The 16,788-nt window shown below is 63.1% G+C and carries 17 protein-coding genes; 8 read left to right on the top strand and 9 right to left on the bottom strand.

Features of this window, described 5'->3' with window-relative positions:
* Nucleotides 1–7: 7 nt before the first annotated feature.
* Nucleotides 8–319 carry a polyhydroxyalkanoic acid system family protein gene (locus CWO89_RS11810; RefSeq protein ID WP_130224529.1) on the bottom strand — a complete coding sequence of 104 codons (312 nt, stop codon included), beginning with the start codon at nt 317–319 and terminating at the stop codon, nt 8–10.
* A 161-nt stretch (nt 320–480) separates the two neighbouring features.
* On the opposite strand from CWO89_RS11810, the gene CWO89_RS11805 reads away from it, so the two are divergent.
* Nucleotides 481–645 (top strand): DUF3309 family protein, encoded by a 165-nt coding sequence (locus CWO89_RS11805; protein ID WP_084799604.1) that lies wholly within the window; start codon nt 481–483, stop codon nt 643–645.
* A 156-nt stretch (nt 646–801) separates the two neighbouring features.
* On the opposite strand, the gene ligD is transcribed toward CWO89_RS11805, so the two are convergent.
* Nucleotides 802–3,471, bottom strand: a complete 2,670-nt coding sequence (gene ligD / locus CWO89_RS11800; protein WP_130578794.1) for a DNA ligase D — start codon at nt 3,469–3,471, stop codon at nt 802–804.
* A 112-nt stretch (nt 3,472–3,583) separates the two neighbouring features.
* Between ligD and ku the strand changes: the two genes are divergently transcribed.
* Nucleotides 3,584–4,468: a non-homologous end joining protein Ku gene (gene ku, locus CWO89_RS11795; RefSeq protein WP_130578784.1), complete on the top strand. Its 885-nt coding sequence runs from the start codon at nt 3,584–3,586 to the stop codon at nt 4,466–4,468.
* A 131-nt stretch (nt 4,469–4,599) separates the two neighbouring features.
* On the opposite strand, the gene CWO89_RS11790 is transcribed toward ku, so the two are convergent.
* From CWO89_RS11790 to CWO89_RS11760, 7 genes are all read right to left on the bottom strand, one after another.
* Entirely contained in the window at nt 4,600–4,851 is a 252-nt protein-coding gene (locus tag CWO89_RS11790; RefSeq protein ID WP_130578783.1) for a DUF6496 domain-containing protein, read from the bottom strand.
* 68 nt (nt 4,852–4,919) lie between these two features.
* Nucleotides 4,920–5,609, bottom strand: a complete 690-nt coding sequence (locus tag CWO89_RS11785) for a response regulator (protein ID WP_130578782.1) — start codon at nt 5,607–5,609, stop codon at nt 4,920–4,922.
* Entirely contained in the window at nt 5,606–8,329 is a 2,724-nt protein-coding gene (locus CWO89_RS11780) for a DUF4118 domain-containing protein (protein ID WP_130578781.1), read from the bottom strand. Before CWO89_RS11780 ends, CWO89_RS11785 begins: the two co-directional genes overlap by 4 nt.
* A 42-nt stretch (nt 8,330–8,371) precedes the next feature.
* A complete protein-coding gene (locus CWO89_RS11775; protein ID WP_130578780.1) occupies nt 8,372–8,974 on the bottom strand; it encodes a K(+)-transporting ATPase subunit C in 603 nt (200 codons plus the stop codon).
* Nucleotides 8,975–9,123: 149 nt separating this feature from the next.
* The gene (kdpB, locus tag CWO89_RS11770) at nt 9,124–11,238 is read right to left on the bottom strand and encodes a potassium-transporting ATPase subunit KdpB (protein WP_130578779.1); all 2,115 of its coding nucleotides are present in this window, start codon (nt 11,236–11,238) and stop codon (nt 9,124–9,126) included.
* A gap of 23 nt (nt 11,239–11,261) precedes the next feature.
* Entirely contained in the window at nt 11,262–12,965 is a 1,704-nt protein-coding gene (gene kdpA / locus CWO89_RS11765; protein WP_130578778.1) for a potassium-transporting ATPase subunit KdpA, read from the bottom strand.
* Between the two features lie 117 nt (nt 12,966–13,082).
* Nucleotides 13,083–13,172 (bottom strand): K(+)-transporting ATPase subunit F, encoded by a 90-nt coding sequence (locus CWO89_RS11760; protein WP_016846764.1) that lies wholly within the window; start codon nt 13,170–13,172, stop codon nt 13,083–13,085.
* A gap of 493 nt (nt 13,173–13,665) precedes the next feature.
* Between CWO89_RS11760 and CWO89_RS11755 the strand changes: the two genes are divergently transcribed.
* The 6 genes from CWO89_RS11755 (at nt 13,666) to dapA (ending at nt 16,745) form a co-directional block, all read left to right on the top strand.
* On the top strand, nt 13,666–14,130 hold the full coding sequence (locus CWO89_RS11755) for a hypothetical protein (RefSeq protein ID WP_130578777.1): 465 nt from the start codon (nt 13,666–13,668) through the stop codon (nt 14,128–14,130).
* Between the two features lie 8 nt (nt 14,131–14,138).
* Nucleotides 14,139–14,411, top strand: coding sequence for a hypothetical protein (locus tag CWO89_RS11750; protein WP_245476036.1), 273 nt, complete (start codon nt 14,139–14,141; stop codon nt 14,409–14,411).
* 138 nt (nt 14,412–14,549) lie between these two features.
* Entirely contained in the window at nt 14,550–14,819 is a 270-nt protein-coding gene (locus CWO89_RS11745) for a hypothetical protein (RefSeq protein ID WP_165421110.1), read from the top strand.
* Nucleotides 14,820–14,900: 81 nt separating this feature from the next.
* Complete coding sequence (locus CWO89_RS11740; RefSeq protein ID WP_245476034.1) at nt 14,901–15,296, top strand: hypothetical protein; 396 nt, start codon at nt 14,901–14,903, stop codon at nt 15,294–15,296.
* Between the two features lie 37 nt (nt 15,297–15,333).
* Nucleotides 15,334–15,765 carry a hypothetical protein gene (locus CWO89_RS11735; protein ID WP_130578774.1) on the top strand — a complete coding sequence of 144 codons (432 nt, stop codon included), beginning with the start codon at nt 15,334–15,336 and terminating at the stop codon, nt 15,763–15,765.
* Nucleotides 15,766–15,794: 29 nt separating this feature from the next.
* The gene (gene dapA, locus CWO89_RS11730) at nt 15,795–16,745 is read left to right on the top strand and encodes a 4-hydroxy-tetrahydrodipicolinate synthase (protein WP_130578773.1); all 951 of its coding nucleotides are present in this window, start codon (nt 15,795–15,797) and stop codon (nt 16,743–16,745) included.
* Nucleotides 16,746–16,788 lie beyond the last annotated feature (43 nt).

The raw sequence follows: 16,788 nt of genomic DNA, 5'->3' as shown, positions 1-16,788 counted from the left end.
GAACGCATCAATTGCGTTTCGTCAGCAGCAGGCGGCCGCGATTGCGGATCGCGGTTTGCGCGACTTCGGCAAAGCGCTGCAGCAGCCAGGGCAAAGTCACTTCCACATTGACATTATCTTCGTTGACATCGACATGGCCGGTCGCGGCCTGCCCGAGCGCACGCACGCGAAAGATCATCCGATTGTCCTCCCAGCGCTCCTCGTCGACCTTGAGCACCGGCACGCTGTTCGCGGCGCGGGAGAGTCCCGTCTTCAAGCGACGCATCGCTTCCTCGCGGCCAAGGCTATGCGGAATCGAAACGACCAATGGAGCAGACATTGCAAAAATCCTCCCATGATCAACTGCATGTAGTGCCACCTCCGCCGAACAGAAGGCCGATACGTGCAGCGCAAAAGCCGGAACCTTCATGATTTAGGTTCGTTTTCCTCAAGAAGGGCAGAACGCAGCAACCAAGCCCTCCGGGCTGAGGAGAGACTTATATGTCACTTGGAACGATCATACTCATCATTCTGATCATCCTCTTGCTGGGCGGCTTCAGCGGCGTCGGCGGCGGACCGTTCTACGGCACCGGCTACTACGGCGGCGGCGGGCTTGGACTCGTGATCGTCATCCTGTTGATCCTGCTATTGCTCGGGAGGATCTGAGGCACACACGAATCCGCTGATTCGTTTCCCGTCATTGCGAGCGTAAGCGAAGCAATCCATCTCTCCGCACGTGGAGCGATGGATTGCTTCGTCGCTTCGCTCCTCGCAATGACGACTCGTAGAATCGTAGGGTGGGCACGCTTCGCTTTGCCCACCCTACTTCTTCGCCGCCAGCTTCTTCATCGCCGCCTTGATCGACGTGGCGGCATCGTCATAGCCATCCCAGGCCTTGCTCCTGGTGAGCAGCGACGGCACCGTGCGCACCGTGTATTTCTTCGGATCGAGATCGCCGCGCACCTGCGCCCAGGTCAGCGGCATCGAGACGGTGGCGCCCTCACGTGCGCGTGGCGACAGCGCGGCCACCGCGGTCGACATCCGGTCGTTGCGCAGATAGTCGAGGAAGATCTTTCCCTTGCGCAGCTTCTTCGACATGTTGAGCAGATATTGCTCGGGATCGTCATTGGCCATCCACTGGCAGATCGCCTGCGCGAACGCTTTGGCTTCTTTCCAGGTCACGCGGTCCTTCGCGCCATACAGCAACGGCGCCACGACATGCAGGCCCTTGCCGCCGGTGGTCTTGCAGAAGCTCTTGAGCCCGACCGCCGCCAGCCGCTGGCGCATGTCCTTGGCGGCCTCGATGACATCAGAAAATTCGACGTTCGGCGCGGGATCGAGGTCGAACACCAGCCGTCCCGGCGTGTCGTAGATATCGGGCGCACAATTCCAGGGATGCAGTTCGAGGCCGCCGATCTGCGCAACCGCCGCCAATCCCTCGACGCGATCGATCTGCACATAGGGCTTGCGATCACCGGAGACCTTTGCGAGCTCCAGCAGGTTCGACATGCCCTGCATCGCATGGCGCTGGAAGAACTTTTCGCCGTTGATGCCGTCGGGCGCGCGCACGATCGAGCACGGCCGGCCCTTGAGATGGGCGATCATCCATTCGCCGACCGTCTCGTAATAGCGCGCGAGATCGAGCTTGGTGACGGCCTCGCCGTCGAAGGCGTCGGGCCACAGCTCCTTGTCGGGCTTCGAGATCACGACGCCCATGACGACAGAGGATTTATCCGCCGCCGATTTCGCAGCTTTCGCCGCAACCCTGCCCGGCTTCGGTTCGGCAATCTCGGTCTTGGCCGGCTCTTCGGCCTCCACCTCCTTGGCCGGCTTGTCCTGGCGCAGTCCCTTGAACGCGGCCTGCCGGATATTGCCGCCCTCGGTCCAGCCGGCGAATTCGATCTCGGCAACGAGGTCGGGCTTCAGCCAGTGAATATCGCGGGTCTTGCGCGGCGCATTCTCGCCGCCGAACGGGCTCTCGCTGGATTCGTGCGCCTTCAGCACCGGCAGCAGCCGGCGGACCTTGTCCTGGCCGAAGCCGGTGCCGACAATGCCGACAAAGGCGAGATGATCGCCGCGATAGACGCCGGCCATCAGCGAGCGGAATTTTCCGCTGGTGGTCTTCCAGCCGCCCAGCACGACTTCGTGACCGGCACGGCATTTCGCCTTGGTCCACAGCTCGGAACGGCCGGAGCGATAGGGCGCATCCAGCTTCTTGGAGACGATGCCCTCCAGCGCCAATTTGCAGGCCGACTGCAGCACCGCATCTCCGCTGCTCTCGAAATGCTCGACATAGTGGATCAGCTTGCCCTTGCCTTTTCGTGCTTCCAGAAGCCGCTTCAGCCGCGCCTTACGCTCGGCGAGCGGCAGCGCACGCAGATCCTCATTCTCGGCGAAAAGCAGGTCGAAGGCATAGAAGATCAGATCGTCGGTCTTGCCGTCCGAGATCGCCGCCTGCAGCGTCGAGAAATCCGGTGTGCCGTCCTTGTCCAGCGCGACGATCTCGCCGTCAACAATCATATCCGGCAGCTTGCCGCCCTCTTTCGCGATCGCATCGAACTTGTCGGTCCAGTCGAGGCCCTTGCGGGTCTTGAGCGTGGCCTCGCCGTCTTCGACGCGCAATTGCACGCGGTAGCCATCGAACTTGATCTCGTGACACCAGCCCGCACCGCCGGGCGGACGGTCGACAGGCGTGCAGAGCTCTGGCGCAACGAAGTCCGGCATCGCCTCGACCTTCTTCGCCTCGATCTTCTTGGCTTTGGCGGAAGCGCGCGATTTGGATACCAGCGTTTTGGGCGCCGGCGCTTTCGTCCTCGGACGCGCCGCACTGGTCTCCTCCCGGTTGGATTGCCAGACGGCATCGGCCTTCGCCCTCGCGCGGCCATTCTTTGCCAGCATGAACGGCTTCGGCGCCCTGCCCTTGCCGGCCGCGATCTGCTCCATCGTGCGGCCTGAAGCGACCGAACGGTCCTCATCGAGGATGCTTTCTCCGTCCTCGCTGGCGTATTCGTCGCGGTGCTTGATCAGAAGCCAATTGGTGCGCTTGCCGCCGAAGCGATCGCCGCGCATCCGCACCAGCACCCAGCTTCCATGCAGCTTGCCGCCGTCCAGGGTGAACTTCAGGTCGCCCTTCTTGAACCCGGCGTCGGGATCGTCCGATTCCCAATAACCGCGATCCCACAGCATCACGGTGCCGCCGCCATACTGGCCTTCCGGAATGGTGCCTTCGAAATCGCCGTAATCGAGCGGATGGTCCTCGACTTCGACCGCAAGCCGCTTGTCGTGCGGATCGAGCGAGGGCCCCTTGGTCACCGCCCATGACTTGAAGACCCCGTCCATTTCGAGACGGAGGTCGTAATGCAGCCGCGTGGCGTCATGCTTCTGGATCACGAAGCGCCGGTGTTTGGACGGCGCGACCTTGACCTCGCCGGAGGGCTCCTCGGTCTTGGAGAAGTCGCGCTTCTTGCGGTAGGTGGACAGGTTTCTCTGCAGCACGGGTGCACCTCACGCAAATGGCCGCCGCCTTACGCGACGGTATATACCAGGAACCAAAACCCCTCGCATCGGTTGAAGTTCCCATACTCTGCAATATCTGGAGAATGTAATGGCTCCTCGCGCCTATTGGAAAGGCACCTTGAAGCTCTCGCTGGTGGCGTGCCCGGTGCTGCTGTATCCGGCCTCGACCTCGGTTGCGAAAACCCGCTTCCACATGATCAACAAGGAGACCGGCAACCGTTTGAAGCAGCAGATGGTAGATGCCGAGACCGGCGACGTCGTCGAAGCCGACCAGAAGGCGCGCGGCTATGAGCTCCGAAAAGGGAAATATGTCGAGATCGAACCGGAGGAGCTCGAGTCCGTCCAGATCGAGAGCAACCATACCATTGATATCGAAAGCTTCGTGCCCAGGGACGAGATCGACAAGCGCTATCTCAACCATCCTTATTACATCGCGCCCGACGGCAAGGCTGGCGTCGACGCTTTCGCTGTGATCCGCGACGCGATGAAGGACCAGGAGCGCGTGGCGCTGGCGCGCATTGTGCTGACCAACCGCGAGCACGTCATGGCGATCGAGCCGCTCGGCAAGGGCCTGCTCGGCACCACCTTGCGTTACCCTTACGAGCTGCGCGACGAGGATGATTATTTCGACGAGATCAAGACGCCGAAGATCACCAAGGACATGGTCGAGCTGGCCGGCCACATCCTCGACAGCAAGGCCGCCCATTTCGACCCTTCGAAATTCAAGGACGACTATGAGGACGCGCTGAAGGCGCTGGTGCGGCGCAAGGCGGCCGGCAAGCCGATCGAGGCTGCGGAGCCCGAGGAGCGGCCGAGCAACGTCGTCAACCTGATGGATGCGCTGAAGCAGAGTCTGAAGGGCCGCTCGGCGGCCAAGAAACGCGGCCATTCCACCTCCCGCCGCCAGGCATCGCACCGCCGCGCGCCGCGGAAAGCCCATCGCTCGACGGCACGCGCACGCAAGGCGGGGTAACGGCAATCGCCATGAAGGCGAAATAATCGTCACCACCGTCATTGCGAGCGAAGCGAAGCAATCCACTCCCACCCGACTCGCGGCGGCAATGGATTGCTTCGCTTCGCTCGCAATGACGGCGGAGCGTAAAACTATCGCTTCGCCTTCCGCTTCTTTGCGGCCTTCCGCTTCTTCGTCGTTTTCTTCTTGGAAGTTTTCTTCTTTGACGCCTTCTTCGGGACTTTCCTGCCTTTGGCGCGTGCTTCCGAAAGTCCGATCGCGATCGCCTGTTTGCGGCTCTTGACCTTGCGGCCCGACCGGCCGCTCTTCAACGTGCCGGCCTTGCGCTTCTTCATCGCGCGCCTGACGTCGCCGGATGCTTTCCTGGAATATTTTCGTGCCATTGGCGTATCTCCCGATTGAGGGAGATTAATTTCCTCATCCCGAGAAAGTTCCGCCTCTGCAACCCGCTTCAGTCCGCCGCGCGCAAGCGATAACCGATACCAGTTTCCGTCAGCACGAATTGCGGACGCTCGGGGTCGGCTTCGATCTTCTGGCGAAGCTGACGGACATAGACGCGAAGATATTGCGCGTCGGTGAGTTCGTCCCACAATTCCTTCAACAGGAAACGATGCGTCAGCACCTTGCCGGCGTGCTGCACCAGCACACGGAGCAGGTCATACTCCTTCGGCGACAGCTTCACTTCGCGATCGCCGACCTTGACGATACGGCGCACGAGGTCGACCGAGAGATCGCCGGTGCGAAACACCGGCCGCTCACCCTGCACCTGCAATTGATGGCGCAGCGCCGCGCGCAAGCGTGCCAGCAGCTCATCCATCCCGAACGGTTTGGTCAGATAGTCGTCGGCGCCGAGGTCGAGCGCTTGCACCTTGCCCGCCTCGTCGCCGCGGCTCGACAGCACCACGATCGGCACGCTTTCGTTGCGCGCGCGGATCATGCGCAGGAGGTCATGGCCCTGGATATCAGGCAGGCCGAGATCGAGGATGATCAGCGCCGGCCCCTGGGCGAGCATCTCCAGCCCGGCTTTGCCATTGGAGGCTTCGAGAATCTCGTAGCCCTGCGTGTTCAGCCCCATGCGCAGCAATTTTCGGATCGGCGGCTCGTCATCGATGACCAGGACCTTGATCGGTGTTGCATTCATGCGGCGGTATCCAGCACAGCGGTAGCCGCCGGGATCGGCAGCCGGATTGTCAACACGGCGCCGCTCCGGTCGGTGCGGTTGGCGGCCGAGATCGTGCCATGCATGGCTTCGACGAATCCGCGGGAGATCGCAAGACCGAGGCCAGTGCCGGGGCGGACATGATCGCCCTTTTGCACGCGGTAGAACTTGTCGAAGATGCTTTCGAGCTCGGCCGGCGGAATGCCGCTGCCCTCGTCCATGACCTGCAGCACGATCGCATCCCGATCCTGCCAGCCGCGGATCGAGATCGTGGTGTCGGCAGGGGCGTATTTCGCCGCGTTGTCGAGCAGGTTGAACAGCACCTGCTCGAACAGCACCGCGTCGAGCTCCAGCATCGGCAGATCGGCGGCGAGATCGAGCGAAACCTTGTGCCGCACCAGGATCTTGCCGGCGCGGCGCAGCGCGCTGCCGACGATTTCGCCGACATCATGCCGCGCCGTGTTCGGCACGATGGCGCCCGATTCGAGCTTGGTCATGTCGAGCAGATTGGCGATGAAGCGGTTCAGCCGTTCGGACTCGTCGATCACGGTCGCGATCAGATCGTGCTTCTGCGCATCCGTGAGGTTGCCGCCGAGATCGCGCATGGTCGAGGCGGCGCCGAGCACGGAAGCCAGCGGGGTCTTCAGATCATGCGAGATCGACGTCAGGAGCGCCGAGCGCAGGCGTTCGGATTCAACCGTTCGCTTGACCTTGTCCATGTCCTCGACCAGCAGCACGCGCTCGATCGCGAGCGCGCCCTGGTCGACCAGCGCATCCAGGAGCCGCCGCTGGTCCGGCGTCAGCAGCGGACCGGTCTTGTCATTGTCGATGCCGATGGCACCGATCAGTCCGCGGCCGGTCCGCATCGGCAGGAACAGGCGCTTGGCACCAGGCAGCGTGTCCGAGCCGCGACCGGCCGGCCGATCGTTGGACCAGGCCCAGTTCGCGGCCGCGAGATCGGCGTCGTCGAGCTGGTCTTCCGGCGGATAGCCGGCCTTCACCACAAGCAGCCCGTCTTCCGGCAGCAGCAGCACCACGCGCACCTTCAGCATCAGCGCGATCTGATAGGCGGTCGCCCACAGCACGTCGTCCAGCGTCGCGGTGCCCGCGAGCTTGCGGCTGAAGGCGTAAAGCCACTCGGTCATGCGCACGCGGCTGATCGCGGTATCGGCCTGCACCCGCACCCGCGCGGCGACATTGGAGACCAATAGCGCGATCAGCATGAAGAAGAAGAACGCCGCGATATTGGTCGGGTCGGTGATCGTGAAGGTGTAGACCGGCGGCAGGAAGAAGAAATTGTAGCACAGCGAAGCCACGACGCTCGCGAGCAATGACGGCCACAGGCCATAGCGCACGGCCACCACGACAACCGCGGTGAGGAACACCAGATCGACGTTCTCGACGCCGAAGCGCGGATGAACCAGCGTGGCGGCGCCGAGCCCCAGGCCGACGATCAGGAGCGAGTGCAGGTAAGGCCTGAGGTTGAACGGCTCGGTCCGCGCCGCCGTCTGCACCGCCGGCCCTCTCTCTAGGCCGGCAGGCAGATCCTCGCCGGCGATGACATGCACGCTGATGTTGCCGGAGCGCCGTACCAGCTCGTGCACCACCGAGCCGCGCAGGATCTCGAACCAGCGCGAACGCGACGATTTTCCGATCACGACATGCGTGACGTTGGTGGACTGCGCAAAATTGATCAGATCATCCGCGATATGCCGATGCACGGCGGGAATCGTCAGCGCCTCGCCGCCGAGCGATTCGGCAAGCCGCATCGTATCGGCGAGCCGGTCGCGCTGCTCGTCAGAGAGCTGCAGGCTACGCCGGGTTTCGATGCTGATCGCGGTCCAGGGCGCGTGCAGGCGATCAGCAAGCCGCTTGGCGTAGCGCACGAGGCCGGCGGCGCGCGGATCCTCGCTGACGCAGACCAATATGCGCTCGCCCGCGGCCCAGGGACCGGCGATGGCATTGGCCTGCATGTGGTTGAGCAATTGCTCATCGACCCGCTCGGCCGTGCGCCGCAGCGCCAGTTCGCGCAGCGCGGTCAGGTTGCCGGGCGAGAAATAATGCTGAAGCGCCCGCTCCGCCTGCTTGGGCACATAGACCTTGCCCTCCTTCAATCGCTGGATCAGGTCGTCGGGCGGTAGATCGATCAGCTCGATCGCGTCGGCGCGGTCGAAGATCGAGTCGGGCACCGTCTCGCGCACCCGCACATGCGTGATCTGGGCTATGACGTCGTTGAGGCTTTCGATGTGCTGGATGTTGACGGCGGTGTAGACGTCGATGCCGTGGGAGAGCAGTTCCTCGACGTCGAGATAGCGCTTCGGATGCCGGCTGCCGGGCGCGTTGGTGTGGGCGAGTTCGTCGACGATGGCAAGCTGCGGCCGGCGCGCGATCAGCGCATCCAGGTCCATCTCCTCGAGCACTTGGTCCTTGTAGGTGATCCGCTTGCGCGGCATCACCTCGAGCCCCTGCAGCAGCGCCTCGGTCTCGGCCCGGCCGTGGGTCTCGACGAGACCTACCACGACGTCGGCGCCGCCCTTGAGCTTGGCATGCGCGCTCTGCAGCATCTCGTAGGTCTTGCCGACGCCAGGGGCGGCGCCGACGAAGATCTTCAGCCGCCCGGAAGCATCGTTCTCTCGCCGGGCGGCTTCCAATAGCGCGTCCGGCGAGGGTCGCTTCTCAAGGTCGCGATGCTCATTTGCCATAGGCCAAATATAGTCGCGTCACGCCATTCGGCCTAGCCGCCTTTATTTCGAAGCGCCATCCAGGGCGAGGTTGAGCGCCAGGACATTCACCCGCGGCTCGCCCAACACGCCGATGAAGCGGCCCTTGGTGTTGGGTTCGACGAGCTGGCGGACCTGCTGCTCCGGCAGGTTGCGCGCTTTTGCCACCCGCGGGACCTGGAAGAGCGCCGCCTCCGGCGAAATGTCGGGATCGAGGCCGCTTCCCGAGGTGGTGACGAGGTCGATCGGCACCGGCTGGGACGGATTTTCCGCCTTCAGCTTCTCGACATCCTCCTTGATCCGGTCGTTCAGCGCCTTGCTGGTCGGGCCAAGGTTGGAGCCGCCGGAATTCGCCGCGTTATAGGGCGCAGGCACGGTCTTGGAGGAATCGTTCGGATCAGGCGCCAGCGTCGCTGACGGCCGGCCGTGGAAATATTTGTCCTCCTTGAACTCCTGCCCGATCAGGGCGGAGCCGATGACCTTGCCGTCCTTCTCGATCAGGCTGCCCTGAGCCTGGGACGGAAAGATCACGCCGGCGATGGCGGTGATAGCCAATGGATAGGCGAGGCCCGTGACCGCCGTCAGCAACAGCAGAAGGACGATGGCGGGACGAATTTCTCTAAGCATGTTACGTCTCCAAAGTGTTCTCCGTCATTGCGAGGAGCGAAGCGACGAAGCAATCTATGGTTCAGCACGGGGAGAGATGGATTGCTTCGCGGAGCTTGTCATCGGGCGGCGCTACGCGCCGACCCGGTGGCTCGCAATGACGGTGTTCATTAAGCCAGGTGCAAGGCAGCGACCACTAGGTCGATCGCCTTGATGCCGATGAAGGGGATGATGATGCCCCCTAAGCCATAGATCATCAGGTTGCGGCGGAGCAGCGCGCCGGCGCCGATCGCGCGATAGGCCACGCCCTTCAGCGCCAGCGGGATCAACGCGACGATGATCAGCGCGTTGAAGATGATCGCCGACAGGATGGCGCTCTGCGGGCTCGAAAGACCCATGATATTCAGCACGCCGAGCTGCGGGTAGAACGCCAGGAACATCGCCGGGATGATCGCGAAATATTTCGCGACGTCGTTCGCGATCGAGAACGTCGTCAGCGCACCGCGCGTCATCAGGAGCTGCTTGCCGATCTCGACCACCTCAATGAGCTTGGTCGGGTTAGAGTCGAGATCGACCATGTTGCCGGCTTCGCGCGCTGCTTGCGTGCCGGTGTTCATGGCGACGCCGACGTCAGCCTGCGCGAGCGCGGGCGCGTCGTTGGTGCCGTCGCCGCACATCGCCACCAGCTTGCCCTTGGCCTGCTCGTCGCGGATCAGCTTGAGCTTATCCTCGGGGGTTGCCTGCGCCAGGAAGTCGTCGACGCCGGCTTCGGCCGCGATCGCCGCCGCAGTCATCGGATTGTCGCCGGTGATCATCACGGTGCGGATGCCCATGCGGCGCAGTTCGGCGAAACGCTCGCGGATGCCGCCCTTGACGATATCCTTGAGGTGGATGACGCCGAGCAGCCGGCCGTCCTTCGCCACGGCGAGCGGCGTGCCGCCCTCCTTGGCGATCTCGTCGGCGATGCTCTGCAGTTCGCGGGCCGCGTCGGTGTTGACGTTGGCCTGGATGGCGCGGACCGCATTGCCGCTTGACAACGACTGCGCGGTGCCGCCGCCGATATAGTTGAGGATCGCATCCACCGCGCCCTTGCGGACCGCGGACGAGCCGGCATCGATGCCGCTCATGCGGGTCTGTGCGGTGAACGGCACGAAGGTCGCGGCGAGCTCATGCATCTCGCGGCTGCGGATGCCGTATTTTTCCTTGGCCAGCACGACGATGGAACGGCCTTCCGGCGTTTCGTCGGCGAGCGAGGCGAGCTGCGCGGCATCGGCGAGTTCCTGCTCGGTGACGCCACGCACCGGACGGAACGCGGTCGCCTGGCGGTTGCCGAGCGTGATGGTGCCGGTCTTGTCGAGCAGGAGCGTGTCGACGTCGCCGGCGGCTTCCACCGCGCGGCCCGACATCGCCAGCACGTTGAAGCGCACCAGACGGTCCATGCCGGCGATGCCGATCGCCGAGAGCAGCGCGCCGATCGTGGTCGGGATCAGCGTCACGAACAGCGCCACCAGCACCACGACCGAGATCGAGCCGCCGGCATAGGACGCATAGCTCGGGATCGTCACGGTCGCGAACACGAAGATGATGGTGAGGCCGGCCAAGAGGATGTTCAGCGCGATCTCGTTCGGCGTCTTCTGCCGCTCGGCGCCCTCGACCAGGCGGATCATGCGGTCGATGAAGGTCGAGCCTTGCGCCGCGGTGATGCGGACGCGGATCCAGTCGGACAGCACCTGCGTGCCGCCGGTCACCGCCGAACGGTCGCCGCCGGATTCACGGATGACGGGCGCGGACTCGCCGGTGATCGCGGCTTCATTGACCGAGGCCACGCCTTCGATCACCTCGCCGTCGGAGGGGATGATGTCGCCGGCCTCGACCAGCACGATGTCGCCGACCTTGAGCGTGGTGCCGGGAACGAGGCGATAGTTCCGCCCCGAACCATCCAGCAGCTTGGCCTGGCTCTCGGTGCGGGTCTTCTTCAGCGAATCCGCCTGCGCCTTGCCGCGGCCCTCGGCGACGGCTTCGGCGAAATTGGCGAACAGCACCGTGAACCAGAGCCAGAGGATGATCTGGAAGGTGAAGCCGAGGCCCTCCGCGCCGGTAGCAAGGTCGCGCAGGAAGATCACCGTGGTGAGCGCGGCGACGATCTCGACCACGAACATCACGGGGTTCTTCGCCATCAGCCGCGGATTGAGCTTGACGAAGGACGATTTGATCGCAGGTACGAGGATTTTCGGGTCGAGCATGGTCGACGCGCTCACCTGCTTTTGCAGTTTCATGGTTTCCATGGATGTGACTCCAATCAATTCGATCAGAACAGGGTGTTGGCGTTCATGGCGAGGTGCTCGACGATCGGTCCGAGCGCCAGCGCCGGGAAGAAGGTGAGACCGCCGATGATCAGGATCACGCCGACGACAAGGCCGACGAACAGGCCGCCGGTGGTCGGGAACGTGCCCGCCGACGGGGGGACCGACTTCTTCTGCGCCAGCGAACCTGCAATCGCCATCGCCGGCACGATCATGAAGAAGCGGCCGACGAACATCGCGCTGGCGAGCGTCAAGTTGTAGAAGAAGGTGTTGCCGGTCAGGCCTGCGAAGGCGGAGCCGTTATTGCCGGTCGCCGAGGTGAAGGCATAGAGCACCTCGGTGAAGCCATGCGGGCCGGCGTTCGCCATCGAGGCCACCGCGGACGGCAGCACCACGGCAACCGCGGTCCAGCCGAGATACATCAGCGGCAGCACCAGGATCGCGAGCATCGCCATCTTGACCTCGCGCGCCTCGATCTTCTTGCCGACATATTCCGGTGTGCGGCCGACCATCAGGCCGGCGACGAAGATCGCCAGCACGACGAACAGCAGCATGCCATAGAGACCGGCGCCGACACCGCCGACGATGATTTCGCCGAGCTGCATGTTGATCAGCGGGATCATGCCGCCAAGCGCGGTGAAGCTGTCATGCATGGCGTTGACCGCGCCGCAGGAAGCGGCGGTGGTGACGACTGCGAACAGCGAGGACGCAACGATGCCGAAGCGGACTTCCTTGCCTTCCATGTTGCCGCCGGAGAGCCCCAGCGCATGCAGCGCGGTGGTGCCGTTGGCCTCGGACCAGTAGCAGATAGAAACGCCGGCGATGAACAGCACGCCCATCACCGCGAGGATCGCCCAGCCCTGGCGCTGGTTGCCGACCATGCGGCCGAACACGTTCGTCATGGCGGCGCCAATCGCGAAGATCGAGATCATCTGCACGAAGTTCGACAGCGCGGTCGGATTCTCGAACGGATGCGCAGCATTGGCGTTGAAGAAGCCGCCGCCATTGGTGCCGAGCATCTTGATCGCAACCTGCGAGGCCACGGGGCCGACCGCGATCGTCTGCTTGGCACCTTCGAGCGTGGTCGCATCGACATACGGCCCGAGCGTCTGCGGCATGCCCTGCGACACCAGGAACAGCGAATAAACGATGCAGATCGGCAGCAGGATGTAGAGCGTGCAGCGCGTGATATCGACCCAGAAATTCCCGATCGTGCGCACCGACGCGCGCGCGAAGCCGCGGATCAACGCCACCGCGAGCACGATGCCGGTCGCAGCCGAGAGGAAGTTCTGGTGCGTCAGGCCAAGCATCTGGACCAGGTACGACACCGTGCTCTCGCCGCCGTAGTTCTGCCAGTTGGTGTTGGTGAGGAAGGAGACCGCAGTGTTGAACGACAGATCGGGGGCGACGGCGGCCTGGTCCGCCGGATTGAACGGCAACATGGCCTGCAACCGCATCACGCCGTAGATGATCAGGAAGCCGCCGATATGAAACAGCAGCATGGCGACCGTATAGGTCAGCCAGTGCTGTTCACGCCTTTCGTCGACGCCGCTGATCCAATAGAACCCGCGCTCGACCGGGCGCAGCACCGGCGACAGGAAGGTCGCCTCGCCGTTGAAGACGCGCGTCATGTACCAGCCGAGCGGCTTGACCAGCGCGACGACGATCGCGCAGTAGAGGATAATTTGAAACCAGCCGATGGCGGTCATGGCATTAAACCTTTCGAATGGGCTTTGAGCGCAGCAGCATGGCAAGCACGCCGACCAACAGGATGGTCAGCGCCGCATCTGCCACGAGAAGCTGGCCGATCATGAACATGGCGTTGATCAAAACCGCTCAGGGCGCAGCAGCGCATAGGTGAGGTAGAAGAGAAGGCCGAGCGAGACGAGGCCGGCGAGCGAATAGTCGAAGATCATGGCGCGCCCCCTCACAGCCGTTCGCAGGCGTAGGCGTAGCCTATGCCGGCTGCGAAAAATGCCGCGATGAGCACCAGCATGACGAGATCAAGCATTGGAGGCTCCTATGCATAACGGGCCGACAAAAGGCCCGTTTTGGTTCCGAGGTGAGGTGCCACCCGCCGCATAGGTTTTCGAGATGTAGGCTGCGCGGATGTTATAGGAATCTTATAAAGATCGCTGTCGTCCCGGCTGATCCGGGATCCATAACGAACGCTGTCCATGTTGCGCAAAGTGGGACTGCCACACTGCCACAGTGCGCTTCCAAACCAGAGTGGTGATTGTGGGTCCTGCGTTCGCCAGGACGAGGCGTGACGTTCCCCCGTCGCGCTTCCTGCCCATCTTTATGGAATCCTTATATTTCCGGTCGCCGTCCCGTCTCGTTTTCAAATGGCGTTTTGACCACCTTTGACGTGCGGCATTTCGTCAAGCCGCATGATCGATGGGTCTCGCCATGTCACTGCTTTCAGAACCCTTGACCGCCGACCTCAGCCATCGGCTGCGGGACGCCGGTAGAGTGACAGTCGAACTGATGTCCGACCTCGTCCGCGACTGTTGCCGGCGCTTTCCCTCACAGGGGCAACGCGCCAAGACTGCGCGCGTCGAGGGATTGATCAAACTGGGCGCGTGGACCGATGCTGCGCTGGCGCTGCTCGACCTCGAATTGCCGCAATGGCAGGTCCGTCGCCTCGCCTATGACGACGGCGAATGGTACTGCTCGCTGTCGCGCGAACGCGAACTGCCCGACTGGCTCGATCAATCGATCGAGACGCATCACGCCGACCTGGCGCTCGCCATCCTCTGCGCGTTCGTCGAGGCACAGCAGATCACCGCGCCGTCGAGCAGGCCCAGCGTGCCGAGCGTCGAGCGTCATGCTGATGGCTTCTACCAGCCGATGCTGAGCGACAATTTCGCCTGAGCAATCCCGTGCAGCCGTTGCCAAACCTGCCGCAAAAACTGAAATCGGCCCAGGTCCTGGTTCGATTTGTGTTTCGGTTGCTGATCCTGACTGGTTTCGCGCTGTTCGGGAGCGTCGGCTTTGGCCGTAGCCTCATAGCGCGACTCTGGATGTCCGTCGTGCTCTGTGCGGTCATCGCCCTGATGCGGCGGGAGCAATTCATGGGCACTGACCTCAACCATTGGGACGAGATGGCAGCCTATGCCGCGCTTTGCGCGCTCGTCTCGGCCACCGGCTGGTAATCCTACGATGGGCCTAGCGACCTTATAGGTCTCTTATGAGATCGGTTACCCGCCCTCCTCGATTTCATATCCACCCGCAAAGATATTGAACGCGTTACCAAGTCTCGAGAGGGAATCACAAAAATGAAACTCGTGAACATAGAACTCGACGAACCTCCATCGTGTAGCTCCGCGTCGACCATCGTCTTTATCGGAAGAAACCGGCGCGGCCAGTGGGTCGCCCAGGAACAGAACGGCCTCTACGGCGGGCTGTTCGTCAATCGCGCCCAGGCCGTCAAGTACGCGCTGTTCGAGAACGGGCATCATCCAGAAACCATCGTCGAACTGTCGCGCGAATTCGAACTCGACATGAACAGAAGTTCCTCTCCCGCGCCCTCGCAACCAACAGCCACGCGACGCGTCGCCTGATCCGGTTCGCGGCCCATATTCAGGAGGAGTCAGATGATGCAGCCTTGTTTAGTTGCCGACCGCGACCAGGTCGTCGATACGATGATCACGCTGACGCACCTGTCGAACCTGCACCGCACGATCATCGCGGGAAGTGGAGCCATGGAGCTCTATCTTTCGCTGCGCCGGCGCGGCTTCGTTCAGGTCGCGACATCTGCAACATGCCGACTGCCCAGGAGGCAGCATAGCATCGGCCTGCTGACAGGCGAAAAAACCCTGGCGGCGATCGAGGCGGCGCTGCTGGAAATCTCGCAGTTCCTCAGCGCCAACGCCACCATTGCGATCCTGATCGACTCCCGTGAAGGCGAATTCTGCCTCAACATCCGAAGGAAGCTGGAGCAGATGGGCTTTCGGATCGAGGCAGGCGTGAGGTGCCAACGCGGCCTCGTGCTTGCCGCTCACCGCCAGGGTTTCGCGCAAATGGAAAGAGCGGCGTGAATCGCAAAGCGTTTGCGCGGCTGGGAAGGCGCTACGAATGCAATCGCAGGATCCGGTTGAATGGCACAGCAGACTGCTGCGCGCCTGGCAATTGGCGCTCCTGCGCTTTGCCGTAACGCTCGATAATGCCGATCGGTTGAACGTGATGGCGGTTGCCGCCGAGATCGACCGCGGCGGCCGCAGCTATGAGGAGCAAGCGAATTTCGGCTTCTTCCGCAAGATCAGTGCCGACCTTTGCAACGCCATTCTGCAGCAGAACGATGCCGCCGATACCACTTTGCGTCAGTATCTTGAGCGGATCGAGGATCCGCGCCTGAAGCGGGCATTCGCAAGCGCTGTCGAAATCGAAATCGATGCGGCGCCGCCGCGCGTCAGGACGCCTAAGGTCGACAATGGACTATGGCGAGGATTGGCATCGCGCAACCATGCTCCACTGCCCGGTACACGCTCACACGCCGCCAAATATTGAACGCGGTGCCTATTCCGAAGGACGACAACATGAAACCAGATTGGCTCACGGGCTACGTCCCCGACCTTCCAACACCGTTCGATGAGGATGGTGAAGTCGATTTCGACGCCTTTGCGCGTCTATGCGAGCGTCAGATCGCATCCGGGGCCAGCGCGATCGTGGTCGGCGAGACCACGGGCGAAGCGCCGACCCTGGCGACGGGAGAGAAGGCTGGCCTCGTTCGCCGCGCCGTCGAGGTCGCGCATGGCCGCGTCCGCGTCATCGCCGGCGCCGGATCCAACGCGACGGATCGCGCGGTGGAACTGACGCGTCAGGCGGAAGCCGCCGGTGCCGATGCCGTGCTCTCGGTGGTCCCCTATTACAACAAGCCGATGCAGGCTGGAATCTTCGTGCATTTCCGCGCGGTTGCCGAGGCGACCGCGCTTCCGGTCATCCTGCACGACACTCCCTCGCGCACGCTTCGCGAACTCTCCGACGCGACGCTTAAGCGCCTCGCTGAATCCGAGCAGTTCATCGGATTGCGCGACAGCAGCGGCGATGTCGGACGCCTGGTCCGCATACGCACGTCGTTGCCGCCGCACTTCCGCTTGCTGTCAGGCGATGACTTGACCGCGCTGCCGTTCATGGCCGCCGGCGGTCATGGTTGCATCTCCGCGGTGGCGAACCTCGTGCCGGAACTGTGCCAAGCGGTTCTTGCAAGCCTTAGGGAAGGACGACCGCAATCGGCCAGGTATCTGTTCAGCCGCCTGGTGCCGATTGCCGGACTGCTCGCGGCCGAGCATCCGGCGGCGCTGAAATACGCGCTGTCGCTGCTTGGGCTGATCCGGCCGAGTACGCGCCTGCCGATCGTCCAGTTGAACGACGCGGCCAGGACCGAGGTCGCGAAGGCGATTGCCGACCTCGGCGATGAAGAATGGTCTGGCGTGGAGGATACTTTGCCCGCCGCGCCGGCGCGCCACCAGCGAACGAAGCGATCGTAGCAAGTTGTGTAGGCTAATTTGAAGCACAGGCATCCGGCCGGGG

This window comes from Bradyrhizobium sp. Leo170 (assembly GCF_004296405.1).
GTDB lineage: Bacteria > Pseudomonadota > Alphaproteobacteria > Rhizobiales > Xanthobacteraceae > Bradyrhizobium.
Note: the sequence above shows the minus strand (reverse complement) of the source record. Positions and strands in the feature narration are given on the sequence as shown.